This window comes from Lentisphaera profundi (genome assembly GCF_028728065.1).
Taxonomy (GTDB): Bacteria; Verrucomicrobiota; Lentisphaeria; order Lentisphaerales; family Lentisphaeraceae; genus Lentisphaera; species Lentisphaera profundi.
The window spans coordinates 2,461,220-2,484,807 of the sequence record NZ_CP117812.1 but is presented as its reverse complement, the minus strand read 5'-3'; the positions used below and the strand labels follow the sequence as shown (position 1 = coordinate 2,484,807).

Sequence of the window (23,588 nt, the reverse complement as noted above, 5' to 3'; positions counted from 1 at the left end):
GTAGATTTACTTGAATTTTTGACTGCAATGTAAAACGCAAAACAAGCACTTCAAGATGAGTATGGCTCTTGCTTTCCCTTATTGTTAAGCTAGCTTGAGTGAATAATTAGTTAAAAAATGAGTTATATGTCTTATTCGAATTACTCTGGAATTGATACGATCTCTGCTTATATGCAGAATGTGGCGAACTTACCACGTTTAACTAGTGAAGAAGAAATTTATTACTCTTCCAGCTTTCGTGAATCACGTGTTCATTTAAATGAACTTTTATCTGCCTTCCCCAAACTCGTAAGAGAATTACTTCAGAATGAAGGCTATCGTGACCATGCAGGGCGAAAAAGACATTATTTTACAGGCGAAAGATCAAGCGATTACTCAGTTGCTGATGTAGTCAAATATTTAACTGATACAGAAAAACTCAGTGAGCGTTATGACAAGGAAGAGAATTCTTTGGCCTATAAAGCCTTAGCCAACAAAATCCGCGAGTTACAATTTTCAGTGGCTTTTTATACGGATATGAGTGAAAAATTTAAGCAAAAAGAATATGAGGAAGCCTTCGTATTAGAAGATTCTTTAATGAAGCCTTTTGTGGATGGCTTTCGCAAATGTTATTATCGTATGGAAAATGCGGTCAATGCCATGGTGGAAGGCAATTTGCGCCTAGTGATTTCGATTGCGCGTAAATATTCCAATTCTCAGGAAGGTTTCTTGGATTTGATTCAAGAAGGTAATATCGGCTTAGTTTCAGCGGTAGAAAAATACGATGCTTCCTTTGGTTATACCTTTTCGACTTATGCGACTTGGTGGATACGCCAAGCAGTTTCACGTGCTAGAACTGAGCTTGTGAGAACCATGAAATTGCCTGCTAATATCATGGTGAAAGTCAATAAAATTTATCGTGTTGAGCGTGAACTTTTCCAAAAATTTGGTCGCGAACCAAGCATCGAAGAAGTCTCCGAAGTTGTAGAGATGACTCAGGCAAAAATTCGTTCACTCAAGCGTATGTGCCAGCAACCCATATCTTTACAGACTACCGTGTCGGAAGATCAGGTGAGTGAGCTTGGCGATTTAATTAGTAATGATGATGCTATTTTACCTGATGCAGAAGTTGAGCAAAAGCAATTACACGAAAGTTTAGTGGAGATGCTCGACATACTTAATGATCGTGAGCAAGAGATTTTACGTATGCGTTTTGGCTTAGCTGATGGCGAGTTTCATACACTAGAAAATATTGCTAATGAATTTGGCATTTCTCGTGAAAGAATCCGTCAGATTGAAACTTCTGCACTCAAGAAATTGCGTCGACCAACAGCAGTAAAATGCTTGGGTTTAGACCTCTAAAAATTCCAAAAAAAGTACTTTTCTAAGTTATTCATGATCAAGGCTTGTCAAAACAAAGCTTTTCGGTATGTTATGCGCGATTTATATAGATTATAACTGACTGATTAACGGAGAAGCAGCGATGTCAGAAAAAATACCAAAACCAGAGAACGAACAGATTGCTATACGCAAGCAAAAACTTAAGAATTTAACTGATGCGGGCATTAATGCTTATGGAGCTAAATTTACTGGAACAACTTCATCAGTAGCGGCCATAGCCAGTTATGACGAGAGTATAGAAAAACAAGAGTTACGTGTAGCTGGTCGTGTTATGACGATGCGCGTTATGGGTAAGGCACTTTTTGCGACCATTCAGGATGAAGAAGGTCGTATACAGATCTACGCTAAGCGCGATGCCATGGATCAAGACGAATTTAACCGTATGAAAAAAGCCGATATCGGTGATATCATTGGTGTAGATGGCGAACTCTTTAAGACTCAAAAAGATGAAATCACAGTACGTACGGCGACATATCAAGTTTTGGCCAAAGCTCTACGTCCTCTTCCTGAAAAATTTCATGGACTCAAGGATGTTGAAACACGCTACCGTCAACGTTACCTCGATTTGATTTCAAATGATGAAAGTCGCAAAGTTTTCCGCCAGCGAGCACAAATTATTTCTGCGATGCGTGAGTATCTCGAAAATGATAAGTATATGGAAGTGGAAACTCCGATGATGCATCCGATTCCTGGTGGAGCTTCTGCTCGTCCTTTCGTGACTCATTATAATGCACTTGATCAAGAGATGTTCATGCGTATTGCGCCTGAGCTCTATTTAAAAATGTTACTTGTGGGTGGTTTTGAACGCGTGTTCGAGATCAATCGTAACTTCCGTAATGAAGGTGTGTCAAAGCAGCATAACCCTGAGTTCACGGCGATTGAAGCGTATCAGGCCTATGGTGATTGTTCTACGATGATGGACCTCATGCAGGGCATTCTTCGTCATTGTGCACAAAAAGTTATTGGTACACTCCAGATCAAACATTCAGATGATAAAATCATTGATCTCGAAAAAGATTTCAGACAAGTCACTCATCACGACCTCATGTGTGAACACACAGTAGAAAATTGGTTCGAAATTTCAGATGAAGAACGTGCTAAAATTGGTCGTGAAATGGGCTGTACTATCATGCCAAGTTGGACTGAAGAAGAGATTACTGAAGAGATTTACTCAAAGAAAATTGAGCCAACGCTCATTCAGCCGACTTTTGTCACTCGCCTCCCAGTTCATATGGTGCCACTTGCCAAACGCTGTGAAGATAATCCTGAACTCGTAGATGTTTTTGAACTTGTGTGTGATGGTAAAGAATTAGCACCAGGTTACTCAGAGTTAAATGACCCTATTGAGCAGCGCAAGCGTTTACTAGCTCAGTTTGAACGTGCTAAAGGTACTGAAGAAGAAGATAGCGGACGTATTGACGAAAGTTTCCTTACGGCGCTCGAACATGGTATGCCACCTGCAGGTGGTATGGGCATGGGTGTGGATCGTCTAGTGATGATGCTCACGGGAGCTCCAACAATTCGTGACGTGATTTTATTTCCTCAGCTTAAGAATCTCTAAGCTCAAAAAATAGAATTGAAAAAAGGCGAAATCAAATGATTTCGCCTTTTTGTTTGATGGGTCTAAGCCATTAATCAATAATGGTATTTTTACTTAAAAATCAGCCATTTCTTCTTGTTCATCATCTACGATTTTTTTGATGAAATCTATCTTCATAAGTTTCTCAGTATAGCGTGCCAAGTTGGGCCATTGTGAGTCATCAATGGTGTAGCCTAGGCCAAAGAAATTAGCAAAGTTACTGGTGAGGCTGATATCAGCGAGCGTTAGGCATTCATTGACGAGGAATTTTTTGCCTTTGAGTTCTTGCTCGAGGTAATTAAAGATGACGGGGAATTGCATTTCTTTACTTTTTATGATCGCTTCATCGGGATCACGGCCTAAGAATTTGGGGGCTCCGAAACGTTCAAAGAAAATACCTGTGATAATTTCATTTACTTTAGTATCCGAGTACTCATCTAACCAAAGAGCTCTAGCGAAGCTATGAGGCTCCTGTGGCAAGACGGGCATTTGAGGATATTTCTTTTCGAGATACTGAACGATAACGCTAGAATCACTGATAGAGAAATCGCCATCAGTCAAATAGGGGATTTTCCCTAGAGGAGATTTTTGAAGGAAATCAGCATCTTGGCTTGGAGGAGCCATGACCTGAGAGTATTCGATATTTTTGTGTGCAAGGACGAGACGTACTTTACGAACGTAGGGGGAGAAACTAAAACCATATAAAGTGATCATGAGAAAGCCTATAATTTTGTTATACAATCAAAAGTATATGCTGATTTATTTGAAAGCAAAAAAGTATCTCTTTAATCACTCAAAATTAGCAAATTAAAAATAATTCTGAATTATTTACTTTTCTTGAGTTCTTGGTAAGCTTGATTTACTTGATGGAGTTTTTGTTCGGCCCAGCTACGTTTTTCGTCGGAGGCACTCATCATTTTATCGGGATGATAGAGAGTGCATTGACGGCGCCAGGCAAGTTTAATTTGCTCTTGATCAACCATGGGGCCGAGCTGTAGTGTATTATATGCTTCGGCATTAGGGTGTAAGAATTTTTCGCGAATAGGCATGTAATTCACGGGGTGTAAATCAAAATCTTTAATGATTTTAAGAAGAAGTTTATCAGCAAGGAAGCAAATGTGCCCATGACAGAGAGACATCGCAAGGCACATATTAAAGATGCGTTGAACTTCGTCTTTATCGTGGGCCCAGTACTCAGCGAGTTTTTCGATTTGATCGCGCGCTTCGCTTTCAATATCATGGATACTTTGAATACGGTTGAAAATTTGAACAGCTTGTTGAGCTGTCCTAGGAGTCATAGATAATTCAACTTTTATAAGGTGATGCAAGAGGGTGGCTTCACGCCTTGAAATAAAAAAATCGGCTTTGGCAAAACAGGCTAAAAGGGTGAAGCTCCCCTGGATTAAAGAGCGACTCCGTTCAGCGGGACTTATTTTTTTTGCTTCATGCTTTTTGCGCTTTCCGCAAATGATAAGCATTTGAAGCTTGCGAGTCGTAATGCCTTTCGAATCAAAGATTGCGGCGATTTCAGGACTAAAAAATTCTTGTAGCCAAGTCATGGTAAATTAGCGCTCTCACTAATGAGTTTTGCGGTTTCAGCAAATATATTGGTGCCTTTGCCAAGCTTTTTCACCATTTCTTCGAGGTCGGAAATGACTTCTTGCTGACGTTCGCCGCCGGGCAGGATTTGCTCAATTTGTGGAACAAGGATATCTGGGTGCACATCATTTTGCAGGTATTCGCGATAAATTTCTTTTTCTGCGATGATATTCACCATCGTGAAGTAGTCCAAGTCGACGAGTCGTTTGGCTAAAAAGTAGGTGAATGGATGGACTTTGTAAATCGAAATTAGTGGCAAGCCGAGGATCGCGGCTTGGATTGTTACCGTACCAGACGATGCGAGGCCCGCAATGGCCTTTTGCATCCAGTAAACACTGCGACCATTTTCGATAATGAATTTGGATGGGTCGGGCACATCTTTTACGGCTTCCTCAATCATGGGGATGAGATATTCTCGAGCTGCGGGGATGACAAATTTCAGTTCAGGATATTTAATGCTGATCTGGAGTGCAGAATCAATCATTGGCTTGAGTAAAGTACTGAGCTCGCTTTTGCGGCTCCCAGGAAGCAGGACGAATTTATTCGGATCGCGTTCTTCGTGGATTTGTTCTTCGCCAAGAAGTTCAATGAGGGGATGACCGAGAAAATCGGCCTGGAAATCATGCTTTTTCCAGAAGTCTACTTCGAAGGGGAAGATGACGATGAGTCTATCGACGACTTGCTTAATCACAGGGATGCGACTTTTATGCCAAGCCCAAACTTGCGGGCTGATATAATAAATAGTTTTTATGCCCAAAGCATTAAGTTTTTTTGCTAAACGTAAGTTGTAACCAGGGTAATCAATGAGGACAACCGCATCTGGTCGTTCGTCGGCGGCGCGTTGTACCATCTGATTAAAAATGCGTTTGAACATGGGGTAGCGCTTGATGACTTCGACAAAGCCCATGACGGCCATTTCACTTGAGTCCTGAATGATTTCAGCACCAGCATCTTTGAGTTCACGGCAGCCCATGGCTTTGATATGTAAGTCGGGATTTTGCTTTTTGAGCTCTGAATAGATGCGGGCACCATAAATTTCGCCCGAGGCTTCTCCAGTGATAATCCAAATGCATTTGCTCATATTCATCTTTCCGTGTTAAATGATCGCACAATTTAGTGGGAAAGTGAACTCTTGCAAAGATTGAAAGTCATTCATCTATGCTTAAATTATGTGAAAATTTATAAAAGGAAAAAGAGATGACTCAAGAAGAAATCGAAAAAATCATTATTGCGGGCCTTCGTGCAGAGAAATCGCTGAACGAAATCCATAAAGAATTACTAGGTGAGCACAAGGTGAAGATGACTTTCATGGATCTTCGTCTGATGAGTGCAGATTTAGATATTGATTGGAACTCTTTAGAGCCTGAACCAGAAATTGTCGAAGAAGATCCTGCTGCGGAAGCCGCAAAAGCTGCAATGGTCGATGAAGCGCCTTCGACGGTTCATGTTGAAGTCTCAAAAATCAGTCGCCCTGATGTGGCTTTAAGTGGATCAGTGAGTTTCGCTTCAGGTTTAAAAGGTGAATGGACTTTAGGTCATGATGGTCAGTTAGGAATGGATCTCGATGATCCAGAAGCACGTCCCTCTGAAGAAGAGATGGAAGATTTTCAAAATGAACTTCGCCGTCAATTAGGTGGCTAAGGTCTTTTTTATTAAGAAGACTGCAATTATCCAACGCAATGTTTAATGAAAAATCCATGAGCGGGGATAATTATGCCTAAATTTGCGAGAGTTCTGCCCGACATGTCATTGGATAAAACCTTTGACTATAAAATTCCTGTAGGTATGGATTTAAAGCTTGGTTGCCGAGTGCGAATCCCATTCGGACGCACAGAGCGAACGGGCTATGTCGTTGATTTAGTTGATAAATGTGACTTTCCCGAAAATCGGCTCAAAGAGATTGCGATTAATGAAGGCCATTTAATTCCCGAAAAAATGATGAAGTTGGGTCAATGGATTGCAGATTATTATTGCACCGGAATGATTCAGTCAGTACGGAATATGCTACCCGCACCCGTACGCAAAGATAAAGTCAAAGAAAAAACGCAAAAGCTTTTAAGTTTTGCCGCGGATATACATCCCGCTTCTTTAGTGCCAGAACTAGAAAAAAAATATCCTCCTCGTGCGGCAGTAGTGAAAGCCCTTATAAGCTTAAAAGAAGCGCCACAAGGCTTATTAATGAAGGTAGCCAATGTGTCAGCCTCACCGATCAAGAGTTTGATAAAAGCGGGCGTTATCGAAGAAGAAGTCCGCCATGTGGAGCGCGATCCCTTTGGAGACGAAGAAGTCATTGTCACTCAGCCTTTAAAATTAACGGATGAGCAGAGCGATGCTTTGAAACTCATTGTCGATGAAATGGATGAAGACAAGCCAGCGACAGTACTGCTATACGGAATTACGGGCAGTGGTAAGACAGAGGTTTACCTACAAGCCATTGCCAAGGCTTTGGAAAGAGGGAAACAAGCGATTGTTTTAGTTCCAGAAATTTCACTAACACCGCAAACAGTCCATCGTTTTCGTGCGCGCTTTGGCAAAAGTGTGAGTGTTTTACATAGTGGTCTAAGTGAAGGCGAACGCTACGATCAGTGGAAGTTGATATCTCGAGGCGAAACTCAAATAGTTGTGGGTGCTCGTTCAGCTTTATTTGCGCCATTTCACGACCCCGGAATCATTGTAGTAGATGAAGAGCATGAGCCCTCTTATAAGCAAGATAGCCATCCGCGTTATAATGCACGTGACATAGCGGTGATGCGCGGAATCATGGATAAATGCCCAGTAGTTTTGGGGACGGCAACACCTTCATTCGAGACAATGAATAATGCGAATCTGGGTAAGTATAAAATTGCCAAGTTAACTGAACGTCCAAGTACCGCAGTTACTCCAGAGATCAAGTTAGTAGATATGCGTACCGAGGCCGCTGCGACAGGGACAAATCAAATTTTCTCACGTGAATTGATTGAAGCCGTTAAGCAACAGTTGCACGATCGTATGCAGACCATCCTATTTCTCAATCGCCGTGGTTACTCAACGCATTTAACTTGTGAAAAATGCCAGTACACATCAAAATGTGGTGACTGCAGTACAAGTCATACTTATCATCGTAAAAGTGATGTATTGATCTGTCATCTTTGCGGCGATATTAAAGAACCACCGAGAAGATGCCCAGATTGTAATCACAAAGATCTTTCCTTCTCTGGTCTTGGGACAGAGAAAATTGAACGCCTCTGTCGTGGCGTATTCCCTGAGGCGCGTATTGCGCGAATGGATAGTGATACGATGACGCGCAAAGATTCTCACAAAACGATGTTGGGTGATTTTCAGCAAGGGAAGTACGATATTTTAATTGGAACACAGATGATTGCCAAAGGCTTACATTTTCCTCGTGTGACTTTGGTAGGCGTTGTCTTTGCCGATGCGGGTTTGAACATGGCAGACTTTCGAGCTGCAGAGCGGACTTTTCAGCTCTTAGCTCAAGTTTCAGGTAGATCGGGTCGTGGCGATGATGCCGGGCGAGTTCTCATTCAGACTTACAATCCCACCCATCCTGCCTTACAGTGTGCTTTAGAAGGCGATTTTGATGCCTTTTATGAAGATGAAAAAATGGGTAGGGAAGTGATGAAATTTCCTCCTTTTAGCAAAATGGTTTTAATACACTTTCGTGGTCCCGAAGAAGGCGCGGTTGCGAGCCTCGCAAGTGATTTTAGTCGGCATTTGAGTCCACTATGTTCAAAGGATGATCGTTTAATGCCCGCGGTGCCGTCGCCGATTGAAAAAGTCCGTGGTCAATATCGTTTCCAACTGACTATTTTTTCAGATAATATACGTCGTTTAGTCCGGGTCCTTAATTGGATGCGGCTTAATTATAAAACTTCTGCGGAGTACAAGATTATTATTGATGTGGATCCGCAATCATTGATGTAAGGGATAAAGAGATGAATGAAAAAGTGCTAGCCACAAAATTGATTTTGGGCGACGAGAATTTTGGTGTAGTTTGTGATACTTACGGAGCAAAAATCTTAGCTTTCTACGTCGATGGAAAAAATATATTATTTTACGAAGAAGACGATATCTCCCACAGCGGTATTCCGCTCTGTTTTCCGAGTTTCGGCCCTTTAGAAAATAATGCATTTGTTTGGAAAGGAAAAACTTATCCGATGAAGCAGCATGGCTTTATTAGGGATAATGATTTTGAGCTTTTGAGTCAAGATGAAAGTAGCTTGAGTCTAGTTTTGCGAAGTTCGCAAAAGACGAAAGAGCGCTACCCCTTTGATTTTGAATTCATCGTTAACTATCAACTTACATCAGATGATTTAGTGATGACTTATGAGTTTAAAAATTTATCGAATGAAAGTTTGCCATTGGCACCGGGAATCCATCCTTACTTTGCCGTGGATAATCCCAGTGAAATCACTTTTTCTTCGAAGGCAGAAAAAGTTTATGATAACTTACAGGATTATACCTTAGTAGCGATGGATAAAACTGAGTGTTTTGAAGATATGGGCGAGCAGAAATATCGTATTCATGGAGCGCCTGATTTACATATCATCGGACATAATGAGTCCAAAAATATCTTGAATTTAGGGAATCCAAAAGTGGAAATGACTTTTGATACGAATGACTTTCCACGTTTCACTATTTGGCGTAAGTCAGCCGACGTTCCGTATATTTGTTTTGAGCCTGCAAATGGAAAAAATGCACTCAATGCAAAGCCTTTCTTAGTGCCACCAAATCAAAGTTGGAAGACGTCGGTCAGCCTCAAAACTTTGTGATTTTTGCGGAGTTCGCAAAAAAAAAGCTCACTCGAAATTGAGTGAGCTTTATCATTCAGTTGATAAAAGTATTACTTCAAAGTAGAAAGGTATTCAGTTAAGTCTGCCAGTTCTTGAGCATTGAGATTTAAGTTTTTCACTGAAGGCATGATAGATGCTTTCATCATTTCTTTTTTGGCAATATTCTTTTTAGGAATATTTGTGCGATTGCCACCAAGATCACGAATCACTAAGGGATCGGAATCGGAGTCGATAAAGTAGCCTTTGTATTCTTTGCCATCTTTAGTTTTTATATTGGCCGTTTCAAAACCGAATGAAATCGCATTAGAAGGGTTAATCATAGCATCTAGCAATGTGTCTTTGCCAAATTTACCGCCGATATCACTGAGGTTAGGTCCGACATCCATCCCTTTATTTCCTACTTTGTGACAGCTAAAGCAAATGGCTTTACTATTGAACAGAACTTGGCCATTTTTCGCATTCCCTTTGAGCTTCAAGATTTTGCTGATGGCAGGAAGTTTACCATTGCTTTTACTTAAATGCTTAGAGAGATCAAGAGCTTTTTTCTTTTTCACTGATGCGGTCAAGTGGCCAGCGAGTTTATAATCTTTCCAAGTGCTAGTTTCTTTGTTGCGAATCCACCAAGTAGCGAGTTCTTGTGTATCTTGTGGGCCGTTATTAGCAATATCGAGCATAAGCTCTGCCGCTTCTTTGGTGTCGACAAAGGCTATAGCGACCAAATTTTCTTTGCGTTGATCAAAGTTAAGTTCGCCTGCTTGTGCACGTTTGCGGAAATCGCTAAGAGCGTTTGGCTGATGGAGGCGCCAAGCAATTTTTGCAAAGGCAGGTGACCAAGTAAGAGCATCTCCAGGTTTCATCTTGGAGTATAAGTAATCATACATCTCTTTTTCTTTTTTTGCACAGCCAGTACCGAGGGCTTCTAAATACCAGCGATCGACACCGTCGAATTGCTGAGCAATAGTTAAAAGAATTTTATGACTTTGTGCAAAGTTTTCGTTGCGCATAGCGAGGGCCACTTCACGACGAACTGCAGGAGAAGAATCTTTTGCGAGTTGCGCAGAGAGTTCCCAAAACTTATAATTTTGACGACGCAAGGCGCGATAAGCGACTGTGCGCATTTGTTCCTCTGGGCTCTTTAATAAAGCTTCGACTTCTTGTAACCCAGCACCAGCAATTTGTGCGAGGAGCCATACCGCACGAGCACGAAAGTATTTGTTAGAGTCGGAGAGCATCACTTTAAGTGCGGGGATGGATTTTGAACCGTCTTCTTTGAGTTTAATGAAGCCCAGAGCACGTACGTTGATATTCGGGCTCTTGAGAGCCGCAATAGCACCTGCGATTGTTGAGCAATCAATTTTAGGATTGACGGGTTTGAAGCCTTTAGGAGCGATACGGTAGATGGTACCACTGCCGCTAGCATCACGCATGGCGTGACCGCCGACGCCTGGATCATACCAATCAGAGACATAGATAGCGCCATCAGAACCAACAGTTACATCTGAAGGGCGAAACCACTTTGCAGTGGCATTTCCTTTTATAGAATTAAAGAAATTAAAGCGTTTGAGTTCAAAACCAGCCTTTTGAGCTTTGGGCATGTAGCCAAAAACTACACTGTGAACGGATTCACAGGACAGGAGAAGACCTTCATACTTTTTGCCTAGAGCGCCGTTTTCATAGTAGGTGATTCCTGTTGGAGCACCACCACCATAGACATCACCTGCAGGGATTGTACCGGGATCTTCCTGACGCCATTCAGCAGTAGCTACATCTTGTCCAGGGCGTTTATCGAGTTTCCATTTACGCGTACCATCAGCTGAAGAAAAACCAGCATTACCGTATTCCATAAGCCAAGTTGTACGACAAGCGGGGGGATCGTCATTATCATTTTGGAAAACATCGCCAAAGGAACTCACAGTTTGTTCGTAACTGTTGCGGTAATTATGACCAATGACGGTTAAGCCTGTACCATCGGGTTTAATTCGACAAGAGAATCCACCAACATAGACATGGCCGTCATCACTAATCTCACCGGATTTATTACTTGTTACTGATGGAGCGCCGCCAGAGTATGAACTACCCGCACGGACGGTGAAGCCATTTTTATCAGTGACTTCAGAGTAACCAGCATTGCCTTGGTTGAAATAGTATTCACCATCGGGACCAAAGGTGACAGAGTGTAAGCTATGGTCGTGATCGAGTCCGCTGAAGCCCGTGAGGAAATTTTCTTTTTTGTCAATTTTGGGATCAAATTTGGCATTGCCATCAACATCGGTATACATAATGAGAGAGGGCGGTTGTGAAATGATAATTTTATTACCGATGACCGCAACACCTAAGGGTGCATGGAGTTCTTTATCTTGGACAAAGACATGGCTTTTATCAGCTTTGCCATCACCATTACTATCTTCGAGAACCATGATGCGATCGCCCTCAGGATGTTTGATGTTTATTTTAGGTCTGCGGAAATTACGGTAATTAATACCCTCGGCAACCCAGATACGTCCCTTGTCATCGATATCCATATTAGTGGGATTATAGAACATAGGCGAAGTTGCCCATACTGTGGCTTCTAATTGTTCGTGAGTTTCAAATAAATCTAGTGGAACCAAGGTGGCGCCGATATTTGTGTCAATGGGAGCAACATAATTTGGAAGTATCGCAAAAGTCGCACTGCCCTTAGATCTTGAGCCAGAGCTCAAACGTCCTGTGGCCTTAAAAGTGGTATAACCATTAGGGACTTTATATTGAATCATACTGACGGCGTGTGTGCCAATCACATTGGAAATAACGGTTCCATTTTCGGAATAAGTTTTTCCATCAACAGTTTTGCCTAGTTGAGGCGTTTTCCAACCAGATTTAGCCTGGATCCATTTAAGTTTATTGAGTGGAAGTTCACCCTTGGGACCTACAAAGCGAGGGTTTACCCATAGGGCGTGATCGAAATTAATGTCATCCCCACCATTGCCATTATAAAGAACGATTTCTTTACGACCCTTGAGGTCTAATGAGATATCGACAGATTCATTCTTTTTGATGATCTTACTTTCATATAAAAAAGTCGAGGGCTTTTTACTTAGAGTTTGTTTTTGAACCGGCTTCTTTTTCTTCTTGGCTTTAATAACGCCACGATCCATTTTGGTGAGGTGCGTTAATTCAGCTTCAGTTGGTGTCGTGGAAGCCACGCCATCAGTAGGTACGTCAACTTTGGCAAGCCAAACAATTGCATTGAGGACAAGCTTACGGTATTCATCATTCGCCCAGTTGGCATGATTGTGACCACCAGTGAAGCCAAAGCCACGACCACCATCTTTTCTTTCTACTGACCACATGACAGTTTCTTTGCGACCTTCGTCAGCGGCAATATGTGGGTAACTCCTTCTATCTGCGCGAGTTTCCTTAGTGGGGATTCCTTGAAGAATATTCGTATGGAAAGGAGTGTCCGCCCAGCGCATATTGAAGTACCATTCGTCATTGACCGAAAAGTTTTTTACGCTTTTTGATATAGGATGAGTTTTATGAAGGATGGAATCACAAGTCCAATGAGGGTTGGTGGACCATTTTGTTTCATAGTGACCACCAATCCATTTTTTAAAGTTCTCGCCTTGTGCGCCCTTTGGGACGTCACAAGCGAAATGCATCATCGCGAGGCCAACACCTTTGTCCATGAGTTTGCCAATGAAGGCCTGTTTGTCTTTTATGGGGTGACGACCGAGGCCATCCGAATAAATAACTATCGCATCGGCGCCTTCAAAAATACTTTCATCTGCGGGCCAATTTTTTTCAACTAAAATAGTTTCGATCTTATCGCCCATGGAGGCATCAAGTTTCTTTTTTAAGATGGTGCAGCCCGCGAGGAATTCGTGATCACCTGGTCCGTGGCTATCTTGACCAGCAATGAGAATAACTTTTGCCTTGTCTGCGGCAAAGGAACACGCGGCGAGGCATGTGAGGGCAATGAGTTTTTTTAGCATTTGAGCTCCTAATAATTAATTTATCTACTGAATGAATACGCAATAAGTATACAATCTTGCGTGCTACAATTTTTAAAAATAAGAATCTTAGCTGATCATAAATAAGAAACATCTGGTTTTTTCACTAGTTTTTGATACTTAATGAGTTATTGAAGCCTCTTTATCTTGTTTGATTTTCTTTAATTGACTCTGATAATCGGAATTATATCGGTCCCAATAATCTTCCATCCATATCTCCCAGCTTATTTACTTGTATTTAAATAGGTATAGCGCCATCAAAAGAAGAGATTCACGTGAAGTACTGTCAAAAAATGTCCTCAATAGACGTATAAGGTATATAGCTTGTCGCATTAGGATATTTAACAAAAGCTAATAAGAACGATGGTAAAAACCTCACAAATATAGGAGCACAAATGAACAAGTTAATTTATGTCATTCTTGTAGTCAGTTTTTGTAGTCTACAGGCAGATATTAAACTCCCGAAAATCTTCAATAACAAGATGGTTATTCAACGCAATGCGAATGCGCCGATATGGGGAACCGCATCGCCTGGCGAAAAAATCAAAATCTCTACAAGTTGGGGATCTGGCGCCAGCACAATAGCGGGAAAAGATGGCAAATGGATGATTCGATTAAAAACTCCCAAAGCGGGCGGACCACACAATATTAGTTTTAAGGGCGATAATTCTGTACAACTCAACAATGTTCTTTCCGGTGATGTGTGGCTTTGTTCAGGGCAATCCAATATGGAGTGGACGCTCGCCAATTGTACCAATGCACAACAGGAAAGTCAAGCCGCCCATTTTCCTGAAATTCGTCACTTCAAAGCACAGCATAAATTCAGTAAAAAAATGCAAAGCGACAACCATGGTGACTGGAAGATTTGCACCCCCGAAAACGTCAAACACTTTTCTGCGGTCGCCTACTTTTTTGCGCGAGAAATCTACCAAGATCAAAAAGTACCCATTGGCATTTTATCGATCAATTGGGGAGGCACTCGCATTGAACCATGGATTAATCCCACTGGCTTTCATAGCGTACCAGAACTCAAAGCTTTAGCCCTAAAAGTTGATAGTGTGAACCCACAAACGATTAGCGGCAACAAAGCTTATAAGCAATATGTAACTGAGATGAAAGCATGGATCACTAATGCGGATAAATCTTTAGCTGAAAATGCAGCCTTAGCAGTGACCCCACAAGAACCCACTCTAGGTCATAGCCACCAAGATCCTACTTATCTTTATAATGCGATGATAAACCCCATTGTTCCCCTCTCTATCAAGGGCGCTATTTGGTATCAGGGTGAATCAAATGGCGGCGAAGGCAGTTCTTATATGCACAAAATGCTAGCGCTTATCAAAGGTTGGAGAAAAGCTTTTGAGAACGAGCAGCTTCCTTTCTATTATGTTCAGTTGGCTAATCTCGGAAACTCAAATCCCAATGACCCCAATGGTGGTGATGGTTGGGCACCCTTAAGACAAGCACAACTCGATACGCTTAAGCTTAACAATACTGGCATGGCGGTAACTGTAGACATTGGTGAAGCTAAGGACATTCATCCGCGCAATAAACAAGATGTGGGAAAACGCTTAGCCTATTGGGCTCTAGCTAAAGATTATGGTAAAAAGGATCTTATCTATAGTGGTCCCATCTTTAAGGAAATGACAGTAGATGGTAACAAGGCCATTGTAAGTTTTGATAGTGTTGGCAGTGGTTTAATGCTCGCAAGCAAAAAAGGACTTGCTTTACCGGTGCAAAATTCAGATAAATCCGTCAGTTGGGCCTCCATTAAAGGCGCAGATAATAAGTGGCACAAAGCTGATGCCGTGATTATTGGGAATACGGTGGTTTTCTCTCATAAAAACGTCAAGCAGGCAAAGGGCGTACGCTACGCCTATTACATGAACCCACAAGGCATGAACCTCTATAATAAAGAAGGCTTACCAGCGAGTCCTTTTAGTTTTGAACTGAAATAGTAATTGTCCTTGCGCACATCATCCATGTGCGCATCTTTTACTTCAGGGTGCTAGGAAATTCCCCTTTTGATAGTGAAGAAACTACTTCACAGAATAAAACTGTGCATAACGACCGGGAAAGTGAAACTCAAGTCCTATCGGGAATCGTTGAAGCCGATGAAACCTTTTTTCTTAAATCACAGAAAGGAGAAAAGCACCTCAATCGTCCACCACGAAAACGAGGTGGAAAAGCGAAGAAAAGAGGTTTATCAAAAGAGCTTGTTTCAGTTTTAGTTGCTTGTGACAGAAGTGGTCATAAGGCTGATTACATAACTGGAATGGGACCGCTTTCATGCCAATGGTTACAGGATAACTTTAAACAACACCTTGATGATCAAGTGATTTTCATAAGCGATTCAGCCAAGTCATTTACGGCCTTTTCTCAACGAGAAAAGATTGAACATATAGCGATAAATCTCAGTCAAGGTCAGAAGAAAAAGGGTGTTTATCACATTCAAAATGTTAACGCTTATCACAGTGTACTCAAAAACTGGATTAAACGATTCCACGGAGTTGCGACTAATTACTTAGATCACTACCTTGCTTGGTGTAATGAGCTTCACACTCGAAGGGTCTCAGCTCCGCTTGAGCTTATAAAACTCGCTTTCGTTCTCAAAACACCTGCAACTGGAACATAGCCTTACTTTAACTTAGAGTTCATCTAAGTCCATATTGATTTAACTTCATTAACAGAATTAGAAGCGACGTTTTCTAATCAGAAGTCCCTTGAGTTTTTTCTCGGGGATAGCGGTGTAGACTTCGAATTGAACGGATTCGTGATGCTTGGGGTTATTGCGTTGGTTGGCACTGTCGAGTATGACGCCATCAGCTACAAAAGTGTTATAACCTGGGGGGATATCCCAAGCAATAACGGAAGTTGCGTGAGCGGCAATGCCAATGGGGTGATCTACACCATTGACACGCAATGGGCCACCGTAAATGCCACCATTCACTTCGACCTCAGCATAACCAGCCTTAGCTATTTTCATGGGAAGTTCAGTAAGGCTAAGTTCTCCTGCTGGACCAATGATTTTCGGGTCAATCCATGCTGAGTGATCGTGGCTGATACCATTATCGCCATTACTAACTACTAAATAAAGTGAACGTGCGCCGTGAAGTTCGACTTCAATAGATGTTGTTTTACCTGGTGTGAAGTAAGTGACAAGTGGACTCTTGTAAAGTGGCTTGGTATTTTTGTTGAGTTCTAGAGATTCATCTTGGCTAGCTGATGCATAGTGATCGGCTTCGACCATGACAGATTTATCACTTTTTATTTTATTGTAGCGAACGGCACCTTCGGTAACATCGAGTAATGATGAAACATTTGAGGAGGATAGGGTGAATTGTGTGCCAATGACTTCGCATTCGGAGTGCTCAGTCGTAATAATCATATCTTTACCAGGGGGCTGTTTTGCGATGTCCGCATCGAGCACACCAGAGAAGAGCTCCACTCGTTTTTGTCCTTCGGTTTCACTTAAACGAACAAAAGATTGACTGGAAAACTTTAGAGTAGAGCCATCTAGGTATTTCATGCCCAAGGAACTTTCGTTTTGGACATAGATTTGATCTTTGCTATAGAGCGGGTCACCCTTACGGATATTGACTTTTTCTGTACCGCGAAGGACAAAGCTATCGAAACCAACTTTATGCACATGGCCGATGAGAACTGGTGGAGCCTCTTGTATTTTTGCAGGGGTGAGGATGAAAAAGAGAATCGGGATGAGAATGATTTGCGCTGCTACGGCACGCTTAAACCAGACGGGAAATTTATGAACTTTGGGTTCGGGAAGTTTTTCCATAATCTGATCTTCCATAGAAGATGTGTCGCTTTCCAGGTGATTCATGACTTCTTCTTCGAGAGCGTGAAACTTGGGACGCTGAGAAGTGAAGAGTAATCCCTTGATTTCCATGGCTAAGTTGAGCTCATGAATGAGTTCCCGGTCTTCGCGTAGTTCTTCTAAAAAAGCAATGAGCTCTTGCTCGGATAGGTCGCCATCTAGATATTTCTCGATATTGAGTTTTTGCAGATTATTCATGGCCGATGAGTTCTGCGCTGAGGCAGTCCTTGAGGTTTTTTCTGATTCTAAAAAGTTTTGAGCTGATGGCATTTTCAGTGCTATTGAGGCGCTCAGCTAGACTGATGACAGTCTCATTGGTGTAATAACGCGATTTGATGAGTTCGAGTGCATCTTCGGGGAGCTTAGCTACGCAGGATTGGATATGCTCCAGTTTACCTTCGCGTTGTGGGTCGTCATCACAGACCTCGGCTACTAAGTTTTGGATTTCTTCCTCAAAAGCAAATTTCATACTCTTTTTGGAGTAAACCTTTCTTAGATGAGAATTGAGCTTATTGCGGGCAATTGTAAAAAACCAGCTTCTGAAATCGTATTTGGGGTCAAACTTCTCTAGTGATTGGTAAACGGTAATAAAAATTTCTTGAGAGAGATCCTCTACTAAATGGAAGTCACTGAGGCGTCCAGACAAATATGAGCGTAAGGATGGAGCAAGTTGGCGAACGAGAAGTCGGTAGGATTCAGTCTTGCCATTGAGCACATCATTAATGTATTGATTCATTTTATCACCGCAATTTTATATCTGTTTTATATTCTTTTTCGCATAAATGCAACAATCTTGCGGTGTCTTGGCTAAAAAACTTCTTATTTAGTACCTAATAAGAAAAAAGAGCCCTTCAGAAAACTGAAGAGCTCAATAGAATCTGTTAAGCAGCTTAAGCTTTAGATTCTTCTACCATAGTGAAAAATTGTTCAAATAGATAGAAGGGGTCGTGTGGACCAGGTGCGGCTTCAGGGTGGTATTGAACCGCAAACATTTGTTCAGATTTATGGCGAATGCCTGCAACCGTATTATCGTTCAAGTTGAGGTGCGTAACCTCTAAGAGCTCCTCGTTGATAGAATCAGGGTCAATTGCAAAGTTATGGTTTTGCGAGCTGATTTCGATAGTATCCTTAAGAAGGTTTTTCACAGGATGGTTGCAACCATGATGACCAAATTTAAGCTTGTAGGTAGTTGCACCAGTAGCGAGGCCAAGAATTTGATGGCCAAGGCATATTCCCATGATGGGATATTTACCAATGAGTTCTTTAGCAGCATCTACTGCATAAGTTACGGCTTTAGGGTCAGCAGGGCCATTAGAGAAAAATACACCATCTGGGTTCATCGCAATGACATCACTAGCAGGAGTCTGTGCAGGAACAACGGTGACTTTAAAGCCACTACGTCTTAGGCCGCGTAAAATATTCCACTTAACGCCAAAATCGTAAGCAACGACATGGTATTTTGCCTCAGGTAATTCATTGCCAGTTCCCCAAGAAGAAGAGATTGAGTCATCGGGATCCCATTCAAAAGTTTCAGTGCAACTTACTTTGGCCGCATAATCTTGTCCTTCTAGACCTTCCCAGTTTTTAGCTAATGCAATGGCTTCTTGCTCACTTAGAGTGCCATCAGTACAGATGTAAGATTTCATGGCGCCATCAGTACGAAGTTTGAGTGTCAGAGCACGTGTATCGATGCCTGCTATAGCGGGGATATCATTATTTTTCAGGAACTGAGAGAGCTCGTTATCGCTTCTCCAGTTACTATCACGGTTAGGATTATGGATAATTAAGCCATTAGAAAATGTACCACGTGCTTCCATATCAGCCGAGCTCGTTCCGTAGTTGCCCATCTCAGGATAAGTCATACAGATGAATTGTCCTGCATAAGAAGGATCCGATAGGATTTCTTGATATCCAGTCATGCCAGTATTAAATACAGTCTCTCCTAGGCAGTTTTTATTCGCACCAATGGAGTAACCTCTGAAGATAGTTCCGTCTTCAAGTGCGAGAAAGGCTTGCTTTTCTCTTTGAACTTTCCAATTCCAGCTTTGACTCATTGAACATGTCACCTTATTTTTCTATTAATTGTTGGGAATCTAAACGCAAGTCATGTTTTTTCCAGTTGCTTTTAAAGCTCCTTTAGGAGTAAAAAATATATCTTCTTATAGGGGTAGGTTCGATGAAAAATAATTTTGCTAAAATCTTAGTGCGCTTAGGTTTATTAAGTGTGCTGCTAAGTTCTTGTTCCACGGGAGAAATTGAATTAGAGAAAACGGAATTTCGTTTTGTGGCTCTTACGGGGTATTTGGACGAGTCGATGATAAATAAGCCTCGAGAAGATGTAGATATCTTTATTCTCAATCAAGTGATTACAGAAAAAGAAACTGAGGCAGCCTTAGATGCGGGGTATTTTGTTTTTACTGATGACAGGGAAGTGACTTTGATCTCCCGTCGTCCTTTTGTGAAGTATAAACGTTGGTTAATGTCGACGCTCCCGGGAAGGCAAGTACCAGGTGTGATTTATCAGTTATTTTATGAGTTCACAAATGGTCGACAGCTTGAAGTGTTTATCGTAAGTTTAAATGATCAAGTCGATATTAAAGATGTCGCCCAACGATCTCAAACAATTGATCAACTTTATTTATCCATTGCAGGATCGGCAATGTTAGTCGTTTCTTCTGATGATAAGAAATATACAGAAGTTTTAAAGAGAAGAATTAGTCGCTGGAAGGATGCGGGTGTTGACGGAGGCGATTATACAATGTATTTCTCTATTGTCAGAGATTGGGAGATTAAGGAGCAAGCCTTGGATAAAATTGCGGGGCTAGCATTTGAAGTAGAGTCTTTTCAGAAAAAAATATTGAGTGTGGAAAAATGAAGTTTTATTTATTGTTATTGAGTTTATTTACGGTGCTTTCGCTAGAAGGACAAAATGTATTGAGAGAAGGCTACATTATAAAAATTGATACGCCTAAATCTCTCACTATGGTGGAGCGCATTGGGGAATCTTTAACTTTAAGGCCAGGGAAAGGCAATAAGTTTGTCGTTGTCAATATTATCCTTAGTGAAGGACGAAGCCTAGGTAAATATGACTATGTTTTGAAAGCCGCTAATAAAACGTATAAGTGTAAATTAATAAGCTCAAGCACTGAGGCATTTAACGAGATTAATTGGGAATTTCATGTTCCAAGTAAATTATCTTTACGTTGGAAATCAGAGCCTGTACCCGCCTTGTCTGGTTCGAGGACCGTTAAGGAGGGGACAGGAATACGCCTTATGTTCGAAGTCAATGAAAAACTGACTAAGGCGCAGTTGATTTATGCGATGGCACCGCTGGGAATGAAAGCTGACGCAATTTCTCCCAGTGCTGAACTCGTGTTTAACTAGTCTTCAGAGCTTTCCGCGTCTTCCACGCTTTCAGAGTCTTTATACAACAAGAGGGCACTGCCAAGTTGTTGGACAATAGTAGCGTCGAATTTTTCGGCTATTTCCGCAATGGCTTTTTTAGGTTCTTCAAAAGCTTTTTTTCTTATTGTTACTTTTACTAAACTCTGCTTAAGAAAAGCTTGTTCAATAATCTTAATATTCTCGTCTGTTAGGCCGCGTTTGCCAATTACTGCACTTGCTTGAAGTTTTGCGCCTTGAGCACGGCAAGCTCTAGCTTCACTTCCACTTAGCTTTTTCATATAGGTCCTGTTGGCTCTTTATTAATGGTGTTAGAGCTTTGATTAAAATTTAAAAGTTCGGGATGTTTTATATTGAGGTCACGTTGTGGGAAAGGTATCTCAATATTGTAGTCCAAAAATAGTTTATAAATGATTTTATTAACATCGCTGACGATATGATCACGCTCGCCCGCTTTTTCAAGCCATACAATAAGTTGGAAGTTAAGGCTAGAATCGCCGAATTCATTGAGCCAGACTTGTGGGGCTGGTTTTTTGAGTAGGTGATTGTGTTTTTCAGCGGCTTCCATTAAAGCCTTTTCAACTAAGCGAATGTCTGATCCATAGGCGACGCCGACGGGTATTTTTATACGAATACGAGGGTCTCCAAAAGTCCAGTTAATAATTTCGTCGTCTAAGATTTTTGAGTTGGGGACGATGATTGACATATTATCAAATGTTTGAATAATAGTAGTTCTTAAATTAATGCGTGAGACATCACCCCAGACCTCGCCAACGGTAATACGGTCGCCGACTTTAATGGGCCTTTCAATGAGTAGAATGATACCACTTATGAAGTTCCCGGTGATATTTTGTAAACCAAAACCAATACCCACAGATAGGAGCGCAAAGACTCCTGCGAAAGCACTTACAGGGAGACCTACAAAGGCAAAGGCAGTGTAAACACCGATGCTGACGAATATGTATTGAGAAACTTTTTGGATCGCAAATTCAATGCCGCGGTCCATTTTCATCTGTTTCGCTAATCGTTTGACGAGGGTGCGATTAATAATGTATGAAAAAAGGACTGAGGCAATGACAATTCCAATGGCGCCGATGATGAGCCATATAAGAGAACTATCAAATATTTCCATGCCTTTTTCTAACTGCTTGGAAGGGTTGTTTGGAAGAGGGGCCATATAATTATCTAGTTTTGTGTTGCTCTACTATAAGACGTGAACAACAATCGAAAACTCAAAAAGCTTAGGTGATTATATGTAGAACTAAGAAAAAAGAATTATTTTTCTTGAATTAGTGCTCTAATTCTTCTTCCAGATTCTTTTAATTGTTTTTGAGTAAAAGGTCCTTGTGGGCCAGTGTTGGGATTCCATACAGCACTTGAGCGGTGGCCAGGGGAGTAATTCCAGTTGCACCAACTGATTTTATGTTGTTTGAGTATTTTATGCCAAGCAGCAGTGCTTTCCCAATCATTCTTGCCTTCGCCAGAAGCCTCTTGACTACCCCACTCAGTTATGAAAAGAGGAATTTTGCCGACAAAATAGTTAAATTCTTTACGGTATAGATCACCATGAGATGCTGTGTAAAAATGAACGCTATACATGACATTATGAGCAAGTTTTTTATTTAAGGGCTGAGTGATTAGGCCATGGGCAACTTTTCCATCTGAGATACCTAAGGAAGCCCAGGCAGGAGTGCCAATTAAAATAATTCCGTCAGGGTCATTTTTACGAATGATAGGAATGATTTGTTCCGCATAAGATTTAATTCTGAGCCAGTCAACACCTTTACCATTTGGCTCATTACAGATTTCATAAAGAACGGAAGCTTTAGAAGCGTGTTTTTTAGACATGTAATCAAAAAAGACCTTTGCTTCGTCAATTTTCCCCCAGGGATCGCCAGGTTTGAGGATGTGCCAATCGATTATAGTGTATAAACCTCTTTTATGAGATTCTTCGACTAAAGTATCGACCATAGAGGTGAATTTTTGAGGGTTAGTTTTATAGCCGCCTTCATCATAGTACATCGCGAGGCGCAGGATGTCGGCTTTCCATTGATAAGCTAAAACATCAAGACTTTCGGGGCTTAAGAATTCATTCCAGCCATGCCACTGTAAGCCGTGTGTGCTCATTCCTTTGAGCTGAATGGGTCGCTGCTTATTGTCACAGAGTTGTGTGCCAATGAGTTCTAATTCACCATATTTTTCAAAAGCGGATTGAGCTTGAAGGCTAGAGAGGAAAATTAAACATAGAATGAGAATGGTTTTGTGCATATTCAGAATCTTTTACTTTGAAGTTATTTACTTCTATAATAGCACCAGCCGAGCTAAAGTTTACAGGAGCTTTAGTTAAAAAGTATTTTTCTATAAATATTCGCTTCAAAGTAATAACAGTCTGATTGAAATGGGGCCCTATTTAAAATAGGGATTGTTGCGGTGGGATGATGAGGTCGCGACCGAGAGGCTTGGTGAGTAATTCTAAAATAAGTAAGGCGCAGCCCATGGCATCATATAGGGCTCGGTGAGGCGTAAAATGATCATTTACTTGCAAGCTATCTAGTTGTGCGGTTAAATCGAGGCAGTCTAGGAGTGAAGTGAGGCTGTAGTCGGAAAAGATTTTTTTGTAAACTTGTCGGCTGATGTATAAGCTATCGACGGTGCGATCGATTTCTAAAGCAGGAAAGCATTTTTTTAAAATAGCATAATCGTAGCCGATATTGTGGCCGAGGATGATTTTTCCCTGTAGATGATTTTTGATTTCTGGCCAAGTTGAAATAATTGAGTCACGGCAATTTGCGGAATTCGCATAGAGTTTATTGACGGGGGCAGAGGCTTCGAAGTAGTGTAAAATCTGGCCTTTTTCATTAAAGACGACAAGGCCGATTTCCGCAGCTATTGGTCCATGTTCGCTAGGGACAGTCTCGAAATCTATGGCAGTAAACTCTAGCATGTGGATCCGTTAATTGTTTTTAAGATCATAAATCGCAAAGGTAATAAGTCAAAAGTCTTTGTAGGCTAGG

At 41.4% G+C, this 23,588-nt stretch carries 19 protein-coding genes and 1 pseudogene; 9 read left to right on the top strand and 11 right to left on the bottom strand.

Annotation, left to right across the window (positions count from 1 at the left end):
* Positions 1-126 precede the first annotated feature (126 nt).
* Positions 127-1,341, top strand: coding sequence for a sigma-70 family RNA polymerase sigma factor (locus PQO03_RS21300; protein WP_274153226.1), 1,215 nt, complete (start codon positions 127-129; stop codon positions 1,339-1,341).
* 121 nt (positions 1,342-1,462) lie between these two features.
* Positions 1,463-2,941 carry a lysine--tRNA ligase gene (lysS, locus tag PQO03_RS21295; RefSeq protein ID WP_274153225.1) on the top strand — a complete coding sequence of 493 codons (1,479 nt, stop codon included), beginning with the start codon at positions 1,463-1,465 and terminating at the stop codon, positions 2,939-2,941.
* Between the two features lie 93 nt (positions 2,942-3,034).
* Here the strand turns inward: lysS and PQO03_RS21290 are convergent, their stop codons facing one another.
* From PQO03_RS21290 to lpxB, 3 genes are all read right to left on the bottom strand, one after another.
* Positions 3,035-3,673 carry a glutathione S-transferase family protein gene (locus PQO03_RS21290; protein WP_274153224.1) on the bottom strand — a complete coding sequence of 213 codons (639 nt, stop codon included), beginning with the start codon at positions 3,671-3,673 and terminating at the stop codon, positions 3,035-3,037.
* A gap of 110 nt (positions 3,674-3,783) precedes the next feature.
* On the bottom strand, positions 3,784-4,518 hold the full coding sequence (locus PQO03_RS21285) for a DnaJ domain-containing protein (RefSeq protein WP_274153223.1): 735 nt from the start codon (positions 4,516-4,518) through the stop codon (positions 3,784-3,786).
* Complete coding sequence (lpxB, locus tag PQO03_RS21280; RefSeq protein ID WP_274153222.1) at positions 4,515-5,639, bottom strand: lipid-A-disaccharide synthase; 1,125 nt, start codon at positions 5,637-5,639, stop codon at positions 4,515-4,517. Before lpxB ends, PQO03_RS21285 begins: the two co-directional genes overlap by 4 nt.
* 116 nt (positions 5,640-5,755) lie before the next feature.
* Here lpxB and PQO03_RS21275 point away from each other — a divergent pair, with 116 nt between their 5' ends.
* From PQO03_RS21275 to PQO03_RS21265, 3 genes are all read left to right on the top strand, one after another.
* Entirely contained in the window at positions 5,756-6,199 is a 444-nt protein-coding gene (locus PQO03_RS21275) for a hypothetical protein (protein WP_274153221.1), read from the top strand.
* Between the two features lie 72 nt (positions 6,200-6,271).
* Complete coding sequence (gene priA / locus PQO03_RS21270) at positions 6,272-8,479, top strand: replication restart helicase PriA (RefSeq protein WP_274153220.1); 2,208 nt, start codon at positions 6,272-6,274, stop codon at positions 8,477-8,479.
* Positions 8,480-8,490: 11 nt separating this feature from the next.
* Positions 8,491-9,327 (top strand): aldose epimerase family protein, encoded by an 837-nt coding sequence (locus tag PQO03_RS21265; RefSeq protein WP_274153219.1) that lies wholly within the window; start codon positions 8,491-8,493, stop codon positions 9,325-9,327.
* Positions 9,328-9,398: 71 nt separating this feature from the next.
* Here the strand turns inward: PQO03_RS21265 and PQO03_RS21260 are convergent, their stop codons facing one another.
* The gene (locus PQO03_RS21260) at positions 9,399-13,319 is read right to left on the bottom strand and encodes a PVC-type heme-binding CxxCH protein (protein WP_274153218.1); all 3,921 of its coding nucleotides are present in this window, start codon (positions 13,317-13,319) and stop codon (positions 9,399-9,401) included.
* Between the two features lie 413 nt (positions 13,320-13,732).
* On the opposite strand from PQO03_RS21260, the gene PQO03_RS21255 reads away from it, so the two are divergent.
* Together PQO03_RS21255 and PQO03_RS21250 are read left to right on the top strand one after the other, a co-directional pair.
* Positions 13,733-15,295 (top strand): sialate O-acetylesterase, encoded by a 1,563-nt coding sequence (locus tag PQO03_RS21255; protein ID WP_274153217.1) that lies wholly within the window; start codon positions 13,733-13,735, stop codon positions 15,293-15,295.
* A gap of 137 nt (positions 15,296-15,432) precedes the next feature.
* Positions 15,433-15,882, top strand: a pseudogene (locus tag PQO03_RS21250) (IS1595 family transposase); the annotation flags it as partial.
* Positions 15,883-16,029: 147 nt separating this feature from the next.
* On the opposite strand, the gene PQO03_RS21245 reads toward PQO03_RS21250, so the two are convergent.
* The 3 genes from PQO03_RS21245 to carA all read right to left on the bottom strand — a co-directional run bounded on the left by PQO03_RS21245 (position 16,030) and on the right by carA (position 19,226).
* Entirely contained in the window at positions 16,030-17,370 is a 1,341-nt protein-coding gene (locus tag PQO03_RS21245) for an NPCBM/NEW2 domain-containing protein (RefSeq protein WP_274153215.1), read from the bottom strand.
* Complete coding sequence (locus PQO03_RS21240; RefSeq protein WP_274153214.1) at positions 17,363-17,908, bottom strand: RNA polymerase sigma factor; 546 nt, start codon at positions 17,906-17,908, stop codon at positions 17,363-17,365. Before PQO03_RS21240 ends, PQO03_RS21245 begins: the two co-directional genes overlap by 8 nt.
* Positions 17,909-18,062: 154 nt before the next feature.
* Entirely contained in the window at positions 18,063-19,226 is a 1,164-nt protein-coding gene (gene carA / locus PQO03_RS21235; RefSeq protein WP_274153213.1) for a glutamine-hydrolyzing carbamoyl-phosphate synthase small subunit, read from the bottom strand.
* A gap of 122 nt (positions 19,227-19,348) precedes the next feature.
* Between carA and PQO03_RS21230 the strand changes: the two genes are divergently transcribed.
* Both PQO03_RS21230 and PQO03_RS21225 read left to right on the top strand, forming a co-directional pair.
* Positions 19,349-20,047, top strand: coding sequence for a hypothetical protein (locus tag PQO03_RS21230; RefSeq protein WP_274153212.1), 699 nt, complete (start codon positions 19,349-19,351; stop codon positions 20,045-20,047).
* Entirely contained in the window at positions 20,044-20,556 is a 513-nt protein-coding gene (locus PQO03_RS21225) for a hypothetical protein (RefSeq protein ID WP_274153211.1), read from the top strand. The genes PQO03_RS21230 and PQO03_RS21225 overlap by 4 nt, the downstream gene beginning before the upstream one ends.
* Here PQO03_RS21225 and PQO03_RS21220 read toward each other — a convergent pair.
* The 4 genes from PQO03_RS21220 to PQO03_RS21205 form a co-directional block, all read right to left on the bottom strand.
* Positions 20,553-20,855: a YhbY family RNA-binding protein gene (locus tag PQO03_RS21220; RefSeq protein ID WP_274153210.1), complete on the bottom strand. Its 303-nt coding sequence runs from the start codon at positions 20,853-20,855 to the stop codon at positions 20,553-20,555. The genes PQO03_RS21225 and PQO03_RS21220 overlap by 4 nt on opposite strands.
* Complete coding sequence (locus PQO03_RS21215) at positions 20,852-21,751, bottom strand: mechanosensitive ion channel family protein (protein WP_274153209.1); 900 nt, start codon at positions 21,749-21,751, stop codon at positions 20,852-20,854. The genes PQO03_RS21220 and PQO03_RS21215 overlap by 4 nt, the downstream gene beginning before the upstream one ends.
* 98 nt (positions 21,752-21,849) lie before the next feature.
* On the bottom strand, positions 21,850-22,842 hold the full coding sequence (locus tag PQO03_RS21210) for a glycoside hydrolase family 5 protein (RefSeq protein WP_274153208.1): 993 nt from the start codon (positions 22,840-22,842) through the stop codon (positions 21,850-21,852).
* A 142-nt stretch (positions 22,843-22,984) separates the two neighbouring features.
* Complete coding sequence (locus tag PQO03_RS21205; RefSeq protein WP_274153207.1) at positions 22,985-23,518, bottom strand: 3'-5' exonuclease; 534 nt, start codon at positions 23,516-23,518, stop codon at positions 22,985-22,987.
* Between the last annotated feature and the right edge of the window lie 70 nt (positions 23,519-23,588).

Coding starts and splice junctions, on each gene's coding strand:
- PQO03_RS21300 (WP_274153226.1), top strand. CDS start 127: ATGTCTTATTCGAATTACTCTGGAATTGATACGATCTCTGCTTATATG.
- lysS (WP_274153225.1), top strand. CDS start 1,463: ATGTCAGAAAAAATACCAAAACCAGAGAACGAACAGATTGCTATACGC.
- PQO03_RS21290 (WP_274153224.1), bottom strand. CDS start 3,673: ATGATCACTTTATATGGTTTTAGTTTCTCCCCCTACGTTCGTAAAGTA.
- PQO03_RS21285 (WP_274153223.1), bottom strand. CDS start 4,518: ATGACTTGGCTACAAGAATTTTTTAGTCCTGAAATCGCCGCAATCTTT.
- lpxB (WP_274153222.1), bottom strand. CDS start 5,639: ATGAGCAAATGCATTTGGATTATCACTGGAGAAGCCTCGGGCGAAATT.
- PQO03_RS21275 (WP_274153221.1), top strand. CDS start 5,756: ATGACTCAAGAAGAAATCGAAAAAATCATTATTGCGGGCCTTCGTGCA.
- priA (WP_274153220.1), top strand. CDS start 6,272: ATGCCTAAATTTGCGAGAGTTCTGCCCGACATGTCATTGGATAAAACC.
- PQO03_RS21265 (WP_274153219.1), top strand. CDS start 8,491: ATGAATGAAAAAGTGCTAGCCACAAAATTGATTTTGGGCGACGAGAAT.
- PQO03_RS21260 (WP_274153218.1), bottom strand. CDS start 13,319: ATGCTAAAAAAACTCATTGCCCTCACATGCCTCGCCGCGTGTTCCTTT.
- PQO03_RS21255 (WP_274153217.1), top strand. CDS start 13,733: ATGAACAAGTTAATTTATGTCATTCTTGTAGTCAGTTTTTGTAGTCTA.
- PQO03_RS21245 (WP_274153215.1), bottom strand. CDS start 17,370: ATGAATAATCTGCAAAAACTCAATATCGAGAAATATCTAGATGGCGAC.
- PQO03_RS21240 (WP_274153214.1), bottom strand. CDS start 17,908: ATGAATCAATACATTAATGATGTGCTCAATGGCAAGACTGAATCCTAC.
- carA (WP_274153213.1), bottom strand. CDS start 19,226: ATGAGTCAAAGCTGGAATTGGAAAGTTCAAAGAGAAAAGCAAGCCTTT.
- PQO03_RS21230 (WP_274153212.1), top strand. CDS start 19,349: ATGAAAAATAATTTTGCTAAAATCTTAGTGCGCTTAGGTTTATTAAGT.
- PQO03_RS21225 (WP_274153211.1), top strand. CDS start 20,044: ATGAAGTTTTATTTATTGTTATTGAGTTTATTTACGGTGCTTTCGCTA.
- PQO03_RS21220 (WP_274153210.1), bottom strand. CDS start 20,855: ATGAAAAAGCTAAGTGGAAGTGAAGCTAGAGCTTGCCGTGCTCAAGGC.
- PQO03_RS21215 (WP_274153209.1), bottom strand. CDS start 21,751: ATGGCCCCTCTTCCAAACAACCCTTCCAAGCAGTTAGAAAAAGGCATG.
- PQO03_RS21210 (WP_274153208.1), bottom strand. CDS start 22,842: ATGCACAAAACCATTCTCATTCTATGTTTAATTTTCCTCTCTAGCCTT.
- PQO03_RS21205 (WP_274153207.1), bottom strand. CDS start 23,518: ATGCTAGAGTTTACTGCCATAGATTTCGAGACTGTCCCTAGCGAACAT.